This is a genomic window from Xanthomonas sp. CFBP 7698 (assembly GCF_003600855.1).
GTDB classification, from domain to species: domain Bacteria; phylum Pseudomonadota; class Gammaproteobacteria; order Xanthomonadales; family Xanthomonadaceae; genus Xanthomonas; species Xanthomonas cannabis.
Genome location: NZ_PRDN01000006.1, coordinates 14,355 through 29,055, shown reverse-complemented (window position 1 = coordinate 29,055; position 14,701 = coordinate 14,355). Strand labels below are relative to the sequence as shown.

General features: G+C 66.0%; 12 protein-coding genes. 8 read left to right on the top strand and 4 right to left on the bottom strand.

What is annotated here, in order from left to right:
- Positions 1–38: 38 nt before the first annotated feature.
- The gene (bioD, locus tag XnspCFBP7698_RS18525; RefSeq protein ID WP_104581756.1) at positions 39–713 is read left to right on the top strand and encodes a dethiobiotin synthase; all 675 of its coding nucleotides are present in this window, start codon (positions 39–41) and stop codon (positions 711–713) included.
- A gap of 319 nt (positions 714–1,032) precedes the next feature.
- On the opposite strand, the gene XnspCFBP7698_RS18520 is transcribed toward bioD, so the two are convergent.
- Both XnspCFBP7698_RS18520 and queD read right to left on the bottom strand, forming a co-directional pair.
- Positions 1,033–1,368: a phasin family protein gene (locus XnspCFBP7698_RS18520; RefSeq protein WP_104581755.1), complete on the bottom strand. Its 336-nt coding sequence runs from the start codon at positions 1,366–1,368 to the stop codon at positions 1,033–1,035.
- A gap of 193 nt (positions 1,369–1,561) precedes the next feature.
- Entirely contained in the window at positions 1,562–1,915 is a 354-nt protein-coding gene (gene queD, locus XnspCFBP7698_RS18515; RefSeq protein WP_008576903.1) for a 6-carboxytetrahydropterin synthase QueD, read from the bottom strand.
- A gap of 262 nt (positions 1,916–2,177) precedes the next feature.
- Here queD and XnspCFBP7698_RS18505 point away from each other — a divergent pair, with 262 nt between their 5' ends.
- Both XnspCFBP7698_RS18505 and XnspCFBP7698_RS18500 read left to right on the top strand, forming a co-directional pair.
- Positions 2,178–4,811, top strand: coding sequence for a TonB-dependent receptor (locus XnspCFBP7698_RS18505; RefSeq protein ID WP_233549027.1), 2,634 nt, complete (start codon positions 2,178–2,180; stop codon positions 4,809–4,811).
- Between the two features lie 165 nt (positions 4,812–4,976).
- On the top strand, positions 4,977–7,286 hold the full coding sequence (locus XnspCFBP7698_RS18500; protein ID WP_104581753.1) for a transferrin receptor-like dimerization domain-containing protein: 2,310 nt from the start codon (positions 4,977–4,979) through the stop codon (positions 7,284–7,286).
- A 196-nt stretch (positions 7,287–7,482) separates the two neighbouring features.
- Here XnspCFBP7698_RS18500 and XnspCFBP7698_RS18495 read toward each other — a convergent pair whose 3' ends face one another.
- The gene (locus XnspCFBP7698_RS18495; RefSeq protein WP_039403615.1) at positions 7,483–8,865 is read right to left on the bottom strand and encodes a DEAD/DEAH box helicase; all 1,383 of its coding nucleotides are present in this window, start codon (positions 8,863–8,865) and stop codon (positions 7,483–7,485) included.
- A gap of 377 nt (positions 8,866–9,242) precedes the next feature.
- Between XnspCFBP7698_RS18495 and XnspCFBP7698_RS18485 the strand changes: the two genes are divergently transcribed.
- Both XnspCFBP7698_RS18485 and maiA read left to right on the top strand, forming a co-directional pair.
- Entirely contained in the window at positions 9,243–10,232 is a 990-nt protein-coding gene (locus tag XnspCFBP7698_RS18485; protein WP_123137679.1) for a fumarylacetoacetate hydrolase family protein, read from the top strand.
- 43 nt (positions 10,233–10,275) lie between these two features.
- Positions 10,276–10,938, top strand: a complete 663-nt coding sequence (gene maiA / locus XnspCFBP7698_RS18480; protein WP_104581751.1) for a maleylacetoacetate isomerase — start codon at positions 10,276–10,278, stop codon at positions 10,936–10,938.
- A gap of 598 nt (positions 10,939–11,536) precedes the next feature.
- Here maiA and XnspCFBP7698_RS18475 read toward each other — a convergent pair.
- On the bottom strand, positions 11,537–12,670 hold the full coding sequence (locus XnspCFBP7698_RS18475; protein WP_039403605.1) for a PilT/PilU family type 4a pilus ATPase: 1,134 nt from the start codon (positions 12,668–12,670) through the stop codon (positions 11,537–11,539).
- Positions 12,671–12,769: 99 nt separating this feature from the next.
- On the opposite strand from XnspCFBP7698_RS18475, the gene XnspCFBP7698_RS18470 reads away from it, so the two are divergent.
- The 3 genes from XnspCFBP7698_RS18470 to XnspCFBP7698_RS18460 all read left to right on the top strand — a co-directional run bounded on the left by XnspCFBP7698_RS18470 (position 12,770) and on the right by XnspCFBP7698_RS18460 (position 14,613).
- On the top strand, positions 12,770–13,153 hold the full coding sequence (locus XnspCFBP7698_RS18470; protein ID WP_047692969.1) for a DUF4398 domain-containing protein: 384 nt from the start codon (positions 12,770–12,772) through the stop codon (positions 13,151–13,153).
- Complete coding sequence (locus XnspCFBP7698_RS18465) at positions 13,150–14,040, top strand: hypothetical protein (protein WP_104581750.1); 891 nt, start codon at positions 13,150–13,152, stop codon at positions 14,038–14,040. Before XnspCFBP7698_RS18470 ends, XnspCFBP7698_RS18465 begins: the two co-directional genes overlap by 4 nt.
- 354 nt (positions 14,041–14,394) lie before the next feature.
- Entirely contained in the window at positions 14,395–14,613 is a 219-nt protein-coding gene (locus XnspCFBP7698_RS18460; protein WP_005991804.1) for a YdcH family protein, read from the top strand.
- Positions 14,614–14,701: the final 88 nt, after the last annotated feature.

Here is a 14,701-nt window from a genome sequence, read left to right as displayed (position 1 = left end):
CCTCACGGCAATGGCGGCGCGGCCGCAGGACCTGACCGATGCAGCATCCGGCGTTTTATGTCACCGGCACCGATACCGGAATCGGCAAGACCATGGGCAGCACCGCGTTGCTGCACGCCTTGCGGGCGCGGGGGCGCAAGGCGGTAGGCATGAAGCCGGTGGCCAGCGGGTGCGAGCGCACCGCGCAGGGCTGGCGCAACGAAGACGCGCTGGCCCTGCAGGCCGCCAGCGACCCGCAGCCGGACTACGCCACGCTCAACCCCTACGCCTTGCCCGCACCGCTGGCACCAGAGCTGGCGGCAGCCGATGTCGGCGTGACGCTGTCGCTGGACCCGATCACGCAGGCCTTTGCGCAATTGCGCACGCGGGCCGACGTCGTGGTGGTGGAAGGCGTCGGTGGCTGGGCCGCGCCGCTGAGCGCCGATCTGGATCAGGCCGATCTGGTGCGCGCGTTGCGGCTGCCGGTGGTGCTGGTGGTCGGCGTGCGGCTGGGCTGCATCAACCATGCGCGCCTGACCGCCGCTGCCATCGCCGCCGACGGCCTGGACTGCATCGGCTGGATCGCCAACGAAATCGATCCGCAGATGGAACGCAGCGAAGACAACATCCGCATGCTGCACGCGCGTCTGGCGATGCCGTGCTGGGGGCGGATTCCGTGGCGGCCGGGTGCCGATGCCGCCAGCCAGGCGCAAGGGCTGCAATTGCCGGCCTAGTATCAGACCCGGCAAGTACGCGGGCCTACTGGCACGCAGCGTGGTCGGTGTCTGGTTGGTCCGCGCCCAACGCGCGTGTTGTGGCTGACCAGGTAGCGCACCGCACGCTCCATGCGCGGGCAGCGCGCGGTCACTTGTTTCTGTATGCAACACGCTTGCAGGTCATCGCAGCAGCTGCGCACCTGCAGCGTCTCCGAGCCATCCCTGCGCAGCGAAACCCAGCGATCGGACAATAAAAAAGCCCGACAGAGGGAGGGATCTGTCGGGCCGGATTGCACGGGGGGAGGGACCCATGCAAAGACGCTGAATTTATTGGCGGTTACTTGCGCCGGGTCTTGCCTGCTGCGCCGGCCTGATCGCTGCCGGTGTCGAACTGCTGCTTGGCGAATTGCCCAAGCTCGCTGGACATCTTCAACCCCATTCCCACCACTTCCTGATTGACCGAAGCCAGACGTTCCAGGTTGTCGCGGGCCAGTTGCAGTCCTTTCGGCCAGAGCGTCTGGTAGGCGCCCAGGTCGCGTGCCTGCGCAAACTCACCGAAGAAGCTGGTGGTCGCGTTGACGTTCTGTTCCAGCGTGTCCAATGCCAACTGGTTGGCACGTGCTGCTGCAGAAGCAAACTGACTGGTGAAGCTGTTTTCGAACTGCGCCGACATTGCGTACCCCTTGGGGAAGCGTGTGACCGTTTGTTGCGTTGCAGCATACGCCGATATTGTTGCAATGCAACACGTTTGCTGAAGATTTGCCAACTCTCTGTAGAAGATTTTCTAGATCAAATGGTTAGAGAAGTTCCGAAACGACGGACGCCGCCCAATGGGCGGCTTCCGGACACGGGACTGCGCTAACTGATTAGCCGCGGTAGCGGCAGCCGGACGTGCAGGTCTCATGCACCACGATCTCGCTCAGCTGCGGCAGCGCCGGCTTGAGCTGCTGCCAGATCCAGATCGCCAGCCGCTCGCTGGTAGGGTTTTCCAGCCCTTCGATATCGTTGAGGTAATGGTGGTCCAGGCGGTCGTAGATCGGCTGGAAGGCGGCCTTGATGTCGCCGAAGTCCATGATCCAGCCGGTCTCGGCACCGGGTTCGCCGCTGACGTGCAGTTCGACCCGAAACGAATGCCCGTGCAGGCGGGCGCATTTGTGCCCAGGCGGCACGTTGGGAAGACGGTGCGCGGCCTCGAGCGTAAAGACTTTGAAGATATCCATGCGCGGCATTGTAAGTGCGCCGGGCCGTCTGCAGCCGACGGCCAGCGCAACGCGCAGCGATATGGCCGCGTCACGGTACCAATCGGCGTTCGCCTGGTTGCATTCCCCTACATGCAGCGCAGCGCCGAGGTCCGATGCGCTGGCCAGCGCGCCCGTGTGTCTGTGTGCGTCACCGCAGCGCATATCCGTATGCAGATATGTAATTTTTGTTAGTAAAACGCACATGGCTCACTGCACAGCCCCCTGTTCATGGATGCCGTGCGTGAAGCGCCCTACGCCTTACCTGCTGTCTCTTGCCGCGTTGTCGGCGCTGATTCCCCTTGCACACGCCGGCGACGCGCCACCGGAAACGGGCAAGACCCTGGCCACGGTCAGCGTCACCGGCTCCAACATCAAGCGCAGCGACAGCGAAGGCCCGAACCCCGTGCAGGTGATCGACCGCCAGCAACTGGAGCAGTCCGGCAAGGTCACCGTGGCCGACGCGCTGCGTTCGATCTCGGCCAACACCGGCAACGCCACCAACGAAACCACCAATAACGGCTGGGCTTCCGGCTCGGCGGGCATCGGCCTGCGCGGGCTGTCGCAGAAGAACACCCTGGTGCTGCTCAACGGCCGCCGGCTGGCCAACTACGGCTTTCCTGCCAACGGCCTGGGCGACACCTTCGTCAATCTCAATGCGCTGCCGCTGGTGGCGGTGGAGCGCATCGAAGTGCTCAAGGACGGCGCCTCGGCAGTGTACGGCTCCGATGCGGTCGCTGGCGTGGTCAACATCATCACCCGCCAGGATTTCCAGGGCGCCGAGCTGGGCGTGAGCGGCGGCACCTCAGATCAGGGCGGCATGGACACCCAGCGCGCCAAGTTCATCGGCGGCATCGGCGACCTGGATAGTGACGGCTACAACATCCTTTTCAGTTTCGACGCCTACAACCGCGACCGGCTCGATCAGGACCAGCGCGCGCTGACCCGTTCGGGCATCTATACCGATCTACCGGGTGGGCGCTGGAACGGCTGGTCGGCCAAGGGCGCCCGCTATCTGATCGGTGGCCGCTCGGTGCCGCTGCTGGATGCGCAAGGCAATTGCCCCACCGGCACCGTGCTCACCGCCAGCGCGCCCATCGACGGGCTGGCCGGCGACACCTGCGGCTTCAACCAGGCCCCGTTCACCACGCTGATTCCCTCGACCAAGCGCTATCAGGCCTACACCAACGCCACCTTCCGGCTCAGCGACACCGTCGAAGCGTTCGGCGAGGCGCTCTACAGCGAGGTCAAGGGTGTGTCGATCTTCGGCTCCAGCCCGTACTTCACCCTGGAAGGCGGCCGCTTTGCATTGAACGCCAGCACCGGGCTGGCCGAGCCGGTGTCCAACCTGCTGCCGGCCTCCAGCCCGTACAACCCGTACGGGGTGGCAGTGCCGATCGAATACACCTTTTTCGACCTGGGCCAGACGGTCAAGACCAATCGCTCGCAGTCCTACCGATTTCTTGGCGGCGTGCGCGGCAAGACCGAGCGCTGGGACTGGGAAGCGGCCGCGTTCACCGCGCGCAGCACCGAGCACGAAACCGTCTCCGGTGGCTTCGCCAATCGCTTCACCCTGGCCCAGGCACTGGCCGATGGCAGCTACAACCTGCGCAACCCATCGGCCACGCCGCAAGCGGTGATCGACGGCATCAACCTCAGCACCTTGCGTCCAGCGCAATCCACCTTGCGTGGTGTCGATGCCAAGGTCTCCGGCAATCTGTTCGCGTTGCCGGCCGGCAATGTCGGGTTCGCCGCCGGAGCGGAGTGGCGGCAGGAGGAGCTGGTCTCGCGTAATCCTGTGCAGATCGACCAGGGCCTGCAGATCCGCCCGGCGATCGCCGCGGTGGATGGCGAGCGCAAGGTCTCGGCGCTGTATGCCGAAGTCAACGTGCCGCTGCTGCAATCGCTGGAACTGCAGCTGGCCGGGCGTGGCGATCATTACAGCGACTTCGGCAATGCGTTTTCGCCCAAGGCCAGCCTGCGCTGGCAGCCGCTGGACGCGGTGCTGGTGCGCGCGGCGGCCTCGCGCGGGTTTCGTGCACCGTCGTTGTCGGAGAATGCGGCCAGCACCAATATTTCTTACGGCTCGGTGGTCGATCCGTTCGATCCGGACGTGCCCGGCTCGCGCCAGAACCCCACCTTTTTCACTGTCGGCAACACCGACCTCGACCCCGAACGCACGCGCAGCTACAACCTGGGCGTGGTGCTGTCGCCGTGGGCCGACACCAGCCTGAGCGTGGACTGGTACAAGATCGAACTGGACAACCTGGTCGGCACCGGCAACAACGCCACCATCGTGCAGAACAACAACCCGGCCGATGTGATCCGCAATGAACGCGGCACCCTGGTGGCGGTGTACAACCGCTATCAAAACCTCAGCGAGCTGACCACCTCCGGGATCGATGTCGAACTGCGCCAGCGCTGGCGTACCGAAGCGGCCGGCAACTTCGGCCTCAACACCGCCTACACGCATGTACGCGATTACCGCCGCCCCACCGTGGTCGGTGGCCCACTGCAGGATTACGCCGGGAGCAATCTCGGCCCATCGTTGCCGCGCAACAAGGCCACCACCACGCTGGACTGGAACCTGGGCACGATCAGTGCGGCGCTGACCTGGTACTACACCGGCGGCTACGACCAGAAGGCCAGTGCGGCGGCCAGTGCGGTGCAGTCGCGCGTGGGCGACTACAACCAGTTCGATCTGTATCTGGGTTACACCGGCATCGACAAGCTCACCCTGTACGCCAAGATCGAGAACCTGGCCGACAAGCAGCCGCCGCTGGATGCCTCGTTCCCGGGCATTCGCGCGCCTTACGACTTCACCCAGTACGACCTGCGCGGGCGCTATTTCACGGTTGGACTGGATTACCGGTTCTGACCCGCGCAGTGCAGCGCCGATGCGCGCGTGATGGTTTGCCGATAAGCCTCCATCGCGCCATCGCCCGCTAGTTGCGCGTGCCTGGCCATGCGATGGTGGCCCTGGCTGCCATCGCCTCGAACGATTCCACTCGCTCTTCGCCCTGAACACTTTCAAGGATGCACGATGACTTCTTCGCAGCATGTCTGGCTGATCGCCCTGGCCTTGGCCGCGCCTTCGCTGGCCGCACAACCCGTCGCACAATCAGCAACGCAACCAGCAACGCCGTCGGTCGCGCTGCCCGGGTACGATGCCGCTGCCGCCCAGGCGCAACGCGCGCTGGAAGCGCGCTTCGATAGCGGCTTGAAGGACGCCGATTATCGCGGCTGGTTGAAGCAGTGGTCTTCGGCGCCCAACCACGTCGGCGCCCCGCACAACCTGGAAAACGCACGCGATCTGCAAACGCGCCTGCGTGTGTACGGTTGGGATGCGCGTATCGAAACCTTCGAGGTGTTGTGGCCATCGCCCAAGACCTCGCAGCTGGAATTGCTGGGCTCCAAGCCCTATGTCGCGCGCCTCAAGGAGCCGCCGCTGGCGGGCGACAGCACCTCCACCCAGACCGAAAACGTGTTGCCACCGTATGTGGTCTACGGCGGCAATGGCGATGTCACCGGCGACCTGGTCTACGTCAATTACGGCATCGCCGAAGACTACGAAGCGCTGGCGCGCAACGGCGTGGATGTGCGCGGCAAGATCGTGATTGCGCGCTACGGCAAGGGCTGGCGCGGGCTCAAGCCGCGGCTGGCGCAGGAGCACGGTGCCATCGGCGCGATCATATATTCCGACCCGCGTGACGACGGTTATTTCCAGGATCAGGCCTATCCGGTTGGCCCGGCGCGCAATCAGTGGAGCGTGCAACGCGGCTCGGTCGCCAACTTCGCCATCTATCCGGGCGATCCGCTGACCCCGGGCGTAGGCGCAAGCAAGGGCGCCAAGCGGCTGAAGATCGAACAGGCCGGCAGTGTCTTGAAGATCCCGACCCTACCGATCAGCTGGGGCGACGCACAACCGCTGCTGGCCGCGCTCGGCGGCCCGGTGGCACCGGAGGACTGGCGTGGCGCCCTGCCGATCACCTACCGCATCGGTGGCGACGACACCGCACGCGTCCATCTCAAGGTCGATGCGGAGTGGGGCAGCAAGACCATCTACAACGTCATCGCCACCTTGCGCGGCAGCGAGTATCCCGACCAGTGGGTCGTGCGCGGCAATCACCGCGACGGCTGGGTGTTCGGCGCGGCCGATCCGCTCTCGGGCACCACCGCCTTGCTGGCCGAAGCCAAGGCGATCGGCGAGCTGGCCAAACAGGGCCAGCGCCCCAAGCGCACGCTCGTGTATGCCAGCTGGGATGGCGAAGAAGCCGGGCTGCTCGGCTCCACCGAATGGGCCGAGCAGCACGCCGACGAGCTGCGTCGCAAGGCGGTGCTGTACGTCAACACCGACGGCAACGGACGCGGCTTTCTCAATGCCGGTGGCAGCCATGCGCTGCAGCGGCTGGTCAATGGCGTGGCGGCAGACGTGCGCGACCCCGACAGCGGCGTGAGCGTGCTCGAACGGCAACGCGCGCGTGCGCGCATCGATGCGTTGGCGCCCACCGCCAAGCCGGCGCAAAAAGAGATTGCCAAGCAGGTGGCCGCCGGTGGTGACATCCCGCTCAAGGCGCTCGGTTCCGGCAGCGACTACAGCCCGTTCCTGCAGCATCTGGGGTTGGCCACGCTGGATCTGGGCTATGGCGGGCAGGGTGGCGGCAGTGGCGTCTACCACTCGTTTTACGACTCCTACGACTACTTCGCGCGCTATATCGATCCGGAGTTCAGCTATCTGCCGTTGCTGTCGCAAACGGTGGGCCGCACCGTGTTGCGCGTGGCCAATGCTCCGGTGTTGCCGCAACGGTTTGGCGACTTCGCCGATGCGGTGGCCGGCTATGCGCAGGAGCTCAAGCAGCAGGCCGATAGCGACCGCACCGCGGCGCGCACGCAGGCCGAGCTGTTGCAGGCCGGTGCGTACGCGGCGGTCGATAACCCCAACCGTCCGCAGCGTGCCCCCGAGCCCAAGGCGGCGGTGCCGTCGATCGATTTCGCCGCCTTGGATCAGGCGATCACGCGGCTGCAGACCAGCGCCAAGCGCTACGACGCTGCACTGGCCGCCCGTGGCGGCAACCTGGAGGCAAACGTGCGCGGCAAGCTCAATGCCTCGCTGCAACGCATCGATCAAACGCTGCTGGTCGCGGGCGGTTTGCCGGGCCGGCCGTGGTACCGCAACCTGATCTACGCACCGGGCCTGGCCACCGGCTACGAGGTCAAGACCTTGCCCGGTATCCGCGAAGCGCTGGAAGACCGGCGCTGGGACGATCTGCGCAACTACATCGTGCAGACCGCGGTGGTGCTGGATCGGTATCGCGAGGCCATCGATCGCAATACCGCGTTGATCGAGGGCTAGCGGAGCGCTGCACGGCAGACTGGCAGCACGCGACCTCAGCGATGCCGCCGCAGCTGCCAGTCTTGCCTGATGCCTGATGCGCGCAGCCGGTTCGCTACAGCGCATCCGCTGCACCGCGCATAAAAAAGCCGCCCGGAAAGGGCGGCTTTTTCGGTTCAACGCGAACCTAAGCGCCGGTCGCACCGGCGCGCAGGAATCAGCGCGTGCCGCTCGGACGCTGGCCGCCACGGCCACCATCGCGACGGCCGGCGCCCGCACCGGCGTTGGCCTGACGCGGCCCGCTACTGCGCTGGCCACCCGGCTTCTTCGGGCCGGCATGCGCATGCGCCTGGCGCGGCGCATCGCCATGCGGACGACGCGCGTGGCTCTTGCGCGGTGCGCGGTCGCCGCCCGGCTGCTCGGCGCGGCCCGGCGCGCTGTTGCCCCAGCGGATCGGGGTCTGCGGCTCGTAGCCCGGCACGTCGCGGATTTCCACATCGCGCCCCAGCATGCGCACGATCTGGCGCAGCAGCTTGGCTTCGTCCTGCGCCACCAGCGAGATCGCCTCGCCGGTGGAGCCGTTACGGCCGGTGCGGCCGATACGGTGCACGTAGTCTTCGGCCACCATCGGCAGGTCGTAGTTGATGACCTTCGGCAGCTGGTCGATATCGATACCGCGCGCGGCGATGTCGGTGGCCACCAGCACGGTGACGCGGCCGGCCTTGAAGTCGCTCAGTGCACGCATGCGCTGGCCCTGGCTCTTGTTGCCGTGGATCGCCGCGGTCTTGATGCCGGACTTCTCCAGGAACAGCGCCAGCTTGTCGCTGCCATGCTTGGTGCGCGCGAACACCAGGGTCTGCTCGCGGCTGTCCTGCGCCAGCAGGTGCAGCAGCAGATCGCGCTTGCGCGCGCCATCGACCGGGTGCACGCGGTGGGTGATGCTCTCGGCCACGGTGTTGCTCGGGGTGACCTGGATCTGCATCGGGTTGCGCATGAACTCCAGCGCCAGCTGCTTGATGTTCTCTTCGAAGGTGGCCGAGAACAGCAGGGTCTGGCGGTTCTGGCGCGGCAGCTTGGTCAGGATGCGCTTGATCGACGGCAAAAAGCCCATGTCGAGCATGCGGTCGGCTTCGTCCAGGATCAGCACTTCGATGCCGGACAGGTCCACGCTGCGACGCTCGATATGGTCGATCAGGCGGCCCGGGCAGGCGATCAGCAGGTCCACGCCACGGCGCAGCGCGTCGAGCTGGTTGCCCATGCCCACGCCGCCGTAGATCACCGCGCTGGGAATGCGCAGGTACTTGCTATAGCCGCGCAGGCTGTCATGCACCTGGGTGGCCAGCTCGCGGGTGGGGGTCAGGATCAGCGCGCGCGGCTTGCGCGGGCCGTTGACCGGCTGCGGCGAGGTGCCCAGGTGCTGCAGCAGCGGCAGGCCGAACGCGGCGGTCTTGCCGGTGCCGGTCTGTGCGCCGGCCAGCAGGTCGTGGCCTTCCAGCACCAGCGGGATCGCCTGCTGCTGGATCGGGGTAGGGGTTTCATAGCCCTGCTCGGCCAACGCGCGCAGCAGGAAGGGCGCAAGGCCCAGGGATTCAAAAGACATCAGGAAGCTCCAAGTAAAGCGTCGCCGCCAGGCACAGCCCGGAGCGCAGACGCATTGCAGATGCAAAAAGGTGAGGCTCGGAGCGTTCCCGTGAACCGCGCTGCGAGATGGTGGAACAACCCGATCAAAGAGCGATGGGTTTGTCGGCACCACGAAAGGCGTCGGGTGGGGCGGGCGAGCGGATCGATCGATCCTGGCCTCGCCGGCTGTCCCTAAGGGAAACGGACGGCCGCATGCAGACCCGGCAAGTGTACCCGCGTTTGGCGCGCTGCACAAAATCTCGTCACTGCGGTTGTGGTACCGGTCAGTTGTTTCAACTGCAACCACTGCGGCGGCAGGCCGTACAATCGCCCGATCAGCCACAGCACAGGATGGTCATGAAGCTAGGTTCCCTGAAGGAAGGCGGCCGCGACGGCAGCCTGATCGTGGTCTCGCGCGACCTGCGCACCGCCGTGCGCGCCACCGGCATCGCGCCCACCCTGCAGCGCGCGCTGGAAGACTGGAGCAATGTGGCGCCGCGTCTGAACGCCTTGTCGGCCTCGCTCAACGACGGCAGCGCCGACGGCGTGTTCGATCTGGATATGCAGGCCCTGGCCGCGCCGCTGCCGCGCGCCTACGAGTTCGTCGACGGCAGTGCCTACCTGCCGCACGTGGAGCGCGTACGCCGCGCGCGCAACGCCGAAGTGCCGGAGAGCTTCTACACCGACCCGCTGATGTACCAGGCCACCAGCGCCGGCTTCTACGGCCCGCGCGATGCCATCAAGGTGATCAGCGAAGAGCACGGCATCGATCTGGAAGCGGAAATTGTGGTGATCACCGACGACGTGCCGATGGCCGCTTCGCCTGAGCAGGCGGCTGGGCACATCCAGTTGGTCGGCCTGGTCAACGATGTCTCGCTGCGCAACCTGATCCCGGCCGAGCTCGCCAAGGGCTTCGGTTTTGTGCAATCCAAGCCGCGCTCGGCGCTGTCGCCGGTGTTCGTGACCCCGGACGAGCTGGGCGATGCCTGGCGCGACAGCAAGGTGCATCTGCCGTTGGTGACCCACGTCAACGGCACCTGGTTCGGTGCGCCGGAAGCCGGCAACGACATGCAGTTCGACTTCGCCCAGCTGATCGCCCATGCCGCCAAGACCCGCCCGTTGTCGGCCGGCACGATCGTCGGCTCGGGCACGATTGCCAACCAGGACACCAGCCTGGGTGCCTCGTGTTTTGCCGAGCAGCGCGTGGTCGAGACCCTGCGCGACGGCAAGCCCAGCACGCCGTTCATGGCCTTCGGCGACGTGGTGCGGATCGAGATGTTCGCGGCCGACGGCGCCAGCATCTTCGGGGCGATTGAGCAGCGCGTCGAACGGCAGCCGTTGCCGTGAACTGCGTTGCCGCGTCGCGTGATGTCGCCACCGGCGGCCGCGCATGAGCACGCCGCTGGAGCTGTTTTCGTACTGGCGCTCCAGTGCTGCCTATCGCGTGCGCATCGGCCTGCATCTGAAGGCGTTGGACTATCGTGCGCATCCGGTGCATCTGGTGCGCGGCGGTGGCGAGCAGCATGCGCCGGCCTATGCGCAGCTCAATCCGCAGGAACTGGTACCCACCCTGCGGCATGGCCCGGTGGTGATCGCGCAATCGCTGGCGATCCTGGAGTATCTGGAAGATGCCTTCCCCGAGACGCCTCGTCTGTTACCGGCAGCGCCTGCCGAGCGCGCCCGCGTGCGTGCGCTGGCGCAGGTCATTGCCTGCGATGTGCATCCGCTCAACAACCTGCGCGTCATGCAGTTGCTGGAGCGCGAGTTCGCGCTGGATGCGGCGCAACGCCAGCACTGGACGCGGCACTGGATGGAGCGCGGCTTTGCCGCACTGGAACAGCAGCTGGCACGCGACCCGCTCACTGGCCGCTTCTGTCATGGCGATGTGCCAGGCCTGGCCGATGGGGTATTGATCCCGCAGCTCTACAACGCGCACCGGTTCGAGGTCGATCTGGGCCCGTATCCCACCCTGCAGCGCATCGAACAGGCCTGCCTGGCGTTACCGGCCTTCGACGCGGCACGGCCGGAGATGCAGGTGGATGCGGTGGCGTGAGGGCTGCGCATCGAGGCCCTCATCCGCCCTTCGGGCACCTTCTCCCGTGGACGGGAGAAGGGCAGGCGGGCGTCTGATTCGATCCCAGCGTTGCGATGCTGGATGAAGTTGCGACGCAAAGCCGTACGGTTCAAAGCGCCAGCGCCAAGGCACCGCACGCTCACTGGTGTCCATCCTCCCGTGGACGGGAGAAGGGCAAGCCAGGCATCTGGCTCGATCCGGGCCGTTGCGATGCTGGTTGATGTTGCGACGCTAACCCGTACGGTTCAAAGGCCAGCGCCAAGGCACCGCACGCTCACTGGTGTCCCTTCTCCCGTGGGACGGGAGAAGGGCAGGCCAGGCGTCTGGCCCGATCCGGGCCGTTGCGATGCTGGCTGATGTTGCGACGCAAACCCGTACGGTTCAAAGGCCAGCGCCAAGGCACCGCACGCTCGCTGGTGTCCCTTCTCCCGCATGCGGGAGAAGGTGGCGCGCAGCGCCGGATGAGGGCGCCTGTCGCATCGATGTCGCGAATGAGGGGCTCGTCGCAGCGTCCGCCTGACAGTGCAGGAGCCGGCAACCCGAGCGCCGCAATGACCGACCTTCGCCGCCAGACCGATCAGATGAACCCGTGACTGATCTTCGGCGAAGCTGCCGCTTCGTAATCCGCGTAAGGGTCGTGCTCGCCCGAGCCACCTTCCGACAGGCGGAATTTCAGCGCCAGGCCATCGCGTGAATCGGCGGCGCGCAGCGCCTCTTCCTGCTCGATCTCGCCGGTCTTGACCATCCGGAACAGGCATTGGTCGAAGGTCTGCATGCCTTCTTCCAGCGACTCCTCCATCGCCTGCTTGACCTCGTGCACCTGCCCGCGCCGCAGCAGGTCGCGGATCATCGGCGTGTTGAGCAGTACCTCAGTCGCCGGCCGGCGGCGTCCGTCCACGCCCTTGACCAGGCGCAGCGACACCACCGCGCGCAGGTTCAGCGCCAGATTCATCAGCACGTTCTTGTGCGCGCTCTCGGGGAAGAAATTGAGGATGCGCTCGATGGTCTGGTCGGCATTGTTGGAGTGCAGCGTGGCCAGGCACAGGTGGCCGGTTTCGGCGAACGCGATGGCCGCCTCCATGGTTTCGGCGTCCAGGATCTCGCCGATCAGGATCACGTCCGGCGCCTCGCGCATCGCGTTCTTCAGCGCGCTCTGAAAGGCGTGGGTATCCAGGCCCACCTCGCGCTGGTTCACGATCGACATCTTGTGCTTGTGCAGATATTCGATCGGGTCCTCGATGGTGAGGATGTGCCCGGTGGTGGTGCTGTTGCGATGGTCGATCATCGACGCCAGCGAGGTCGACTTGCCCGAACCGGTGGACCCCACCACCAGCACCAGCCCGCGCGGGGTCATGATGACGTCCTTGAGCACCTGCGGCAGGTTGAGCTCTTCGATGCTCGGGATGCGGCTGCGGATGGCACGGATCACCATGCCCACTTCGCCGCGCTGCTTGAACACGTTGACGCGGAAGCGGCCCGCGTCGGGCAGGGCGATGGCCATGTTGAGCTCGAGCTCGCGCTCGAACTGCGGCACCTGGCCCTCGTCCATCAAGGAATAGGCGATTTTCTTGACCATTCCCGGCGGCAACCCCGTATTGCCGAGCGGGTAGAGCTTGCCTTCGATCTTGATGTACACCGGCGCGCCGGTGGTCAAGAACATGTCCGAGGCATTCTTTTCGGTCATCAGCTTCAGGAAGTAGCCGATATCCATGCGCAATGGTTCCCCAACAAACAGCAGCGTCTCGTTGCAAGTCCGCCGCAGGCTTCCGACAATGGCCGTGCTCGAGACTTCCTCGCTACGGCTCCCCTAATGACGGCTAGCTTCGCATACTTGCGGCGATCCCTGTATGGCATCGCCTGTTTCATGGTTCTTTCCTCTCCGGCCGCCGCTCAGGTGGCCCCGGAGCTCACCGCCGCCGAACAGGCCGTGCAACGCGCCACCCAGGCCGATGCCGACCAATACGCACCGGATCTGGTCAACCTGGCACGCCAGGAATTGATGCAGGCCCAGCAGGCGCAACTGGACAAGCGCCAGCGCAAGCAGGTGCCGCAGATCGCCTTGCGCGCAGCGGCCGACGCCGATCTGGCCAAGGCCCGCAGCGAAGAGGCGGTGGTCACCGCCCAGCTGGAACAGCGCAAGAAGGAAGTGGCGCAGTTGCAGAACAGCCTCAACACCGGGGAGGGCGGCCGATGAAACTGCGCCCGCTGCTCTACATCGGTGTATTGAGCCTGGCCAGCGTGCCGCCGCTGGCGATGGCGGCCAAGGACGACCCGCAGGCCGACGCGCTCAACCGGCGCCTGGCCGCGCTGCAGAACGACCCGCAGACCAGCGACCTGGCCCGCTTCGAGCGGCTGCAGGCCCAGCAAAGCGTGGCCGCACTGGCCGAGGCCAAGCGCCGCGACCGCGACGAGCTGGTGTTCCTGGCCGACCGCCGGGTCGAAATTGCCGAACTCACCGCCCGCACCGCACTGGCGCGGCGTGAGCTGGATCGGCTGGAAGGCACCCGTAACGATCTGCTGATCGAAGCCAGCCGTCGCGACGCCTCGCGTGCGCGCCAGGAGGCCGAACGCTTGCGCGTGCAGGCGCAGATCCAGGCCGAAGAGGCCGAGCGCATGCGTCAGGCGGCCGAGCAGGAAACCCTGGCCCGGCAGGACGCCGAGCTGGCGCTGACCAGCGTGGCCGGCAAGCAGACCGCCAAGCTCAATGCGGCCCAGCAGAAGGCCGTGCAGCTGGCACACGAGGAGGCCGAACTGGTGGCCGGGGCCAAGTTGCCGGCCGCCAAGTTCGATAGCCGTGGCGAGGTCTTTTCCCTGGGCAGCGGTGCCTTCGGTGGCAAGACGGCGTTGTCCGGTGATGCGGCCGGGCAGGCCAAGGCCCTGGCCGAATACCTGAACATCGGCAAGAAGGGCCGGGTCAGCATCGTTGGCTTCGACAGCGACGCGGCCACGGCCAAGAAGCGTGCCGAGGCGGTACGCGATGCGTTGGTGGCCGGCGGGGTGGCTGCGTCCCGGTTGCAGGTCAGCGGCGCCAAGGGTGCCGCCAGCAAGACGCGGGCAGCCGAGGTCGTTGTTGCGCCCTGATGGCAAGTGGTTGGAAGTTAAGGTTTTTTAACTCCGGCATGACGCCCGGTTGAACCGCGGTCACTGATTCACGCCAAGAAGCGGCGGAGCGGCCCTTTCGGCCTTGAACCCCCTGCGCGACCGGCGTAGGGTCGTACCTCCAGGCAGCAACTCCGCTGCCTGGAAAGTACGGAGGGCCGGGCCAGTGACGCAAGGGCACGCAGCGACGCAACGTGGTGGAAGAGCAGGTGGTCTCGCCAGTGCGTGTGCCGTTGTCACCTTTGCCACCGTGACTCGTGGGTCTTCCATCCCCAAGCAGCGCCCCGTGCCGCCCGCGGCCGGGGCGTTCTTGTTTTAAGTGAAGGAGGTAACGCCATGTTCGAAGGGCAACCGCAGACCGAAATCGACGCATTGATCAAGTCCGATCCCGAGTTCAAGCAGCTGTACCAACGCCACAAGCTCTTGAACAAGAAATGCATGGATGCCGAACTTGGGGTGCTCCCCATCGACGACGTGACCTTGGGCCAGATGAAACGCGAGAAGTTGCAGGCCAAAGAAAAGCTCACCCGGATGTACGACCAGCTCACGCACTGATCCTTCCCCACCGCTAGAACAAGTTCACCGTCGCGGGCGGTGGCGGCCTCCTCGTCGGCTTGCCACCGTCCGCGTCTTTATTTGGCCA

Bases quoted from the DNA above. Each gene is read 5' to 3' on its own strand.
- maiA (WP_104581751.1), top strand. From the start codon at position 10,276: ATGAGCACGCCGCTGGAGCTGTTTTCGTACTGGCGCTCCAGTGCTGCC.
- XnspCFBP7698_RS18500 (WP_104581753.1), top strand. From the start codon at position 4,977: ATGACTTCTTCGCAGCATGTCTGGCTGATCGCCCTGGCCTTGGCCGCG.
- XnspCFBP7698_RS18460 (WP_005991804.1), top strand. From the start codon at position 14,395: ATGTTCGAAGGGCAACCGCAGACCGAAATCGACGCATTGATCAAGTCC.
- XnspCFBP7698_RS18465 (WP_104581750.1), top strand. From the start codon at position 13,150: ATGAAACTGCGCCCGCTGCTCTACATCGGTGTATTGAGCCTGGCCAGC.
- XnspCFBP7698_RS18470 (WP_047692969.1), top strand. From the start codon at position 12,770: ATGACGGCTAGCTTCGCATACTTGCGGCGATCCCTGTATGGCATCGCC.
- bioD (WP_104581756.1), top strand. From the start codon at position 39: ATGCAGCATCCGGCGTTTTATGTCACCGGCACCGATACCGGAATCGGC.
- XnspCFBP7698_RS18495 (WP_039403615.1), bottom strand. From the start codon at position 8,865: ATGTCTTTTGAATCCCTGGGCCTTGCGCCCTTCCTGCTGCGCGCGTTG.
- XnspCFBP7698_RS18520 (WP_104581755.1), bottom strand. From the start codon at position 1,368: ATGTCGGCGCAGTTCGAAAACAGCTTCACCAGTCAGTTTGCTTCTGCA.
- queD (WP_008576903.1), bottom strand. From the start codon at position 1,915: ATGGATATCTTCAAAGTCTTTACGCTCGAGGCCGCGCACCGTCTTCCC.
- XnspCFBP7698_RS18485 (WP_123137679.1), top strand. From the start codon at position 9,243: ATGAAGCTAGGTTCCCTGAAGGAAGGCGGCCGCGACGGCAGCCTGATC.
- XnspCFBP7698_RS18475 (WP_039403605.1), bottom strand. From the start codon at position 12,670: ATGGATATCGGCTACTTCCTGAAGCTGATGACCGAAAAGAATGCCTCG.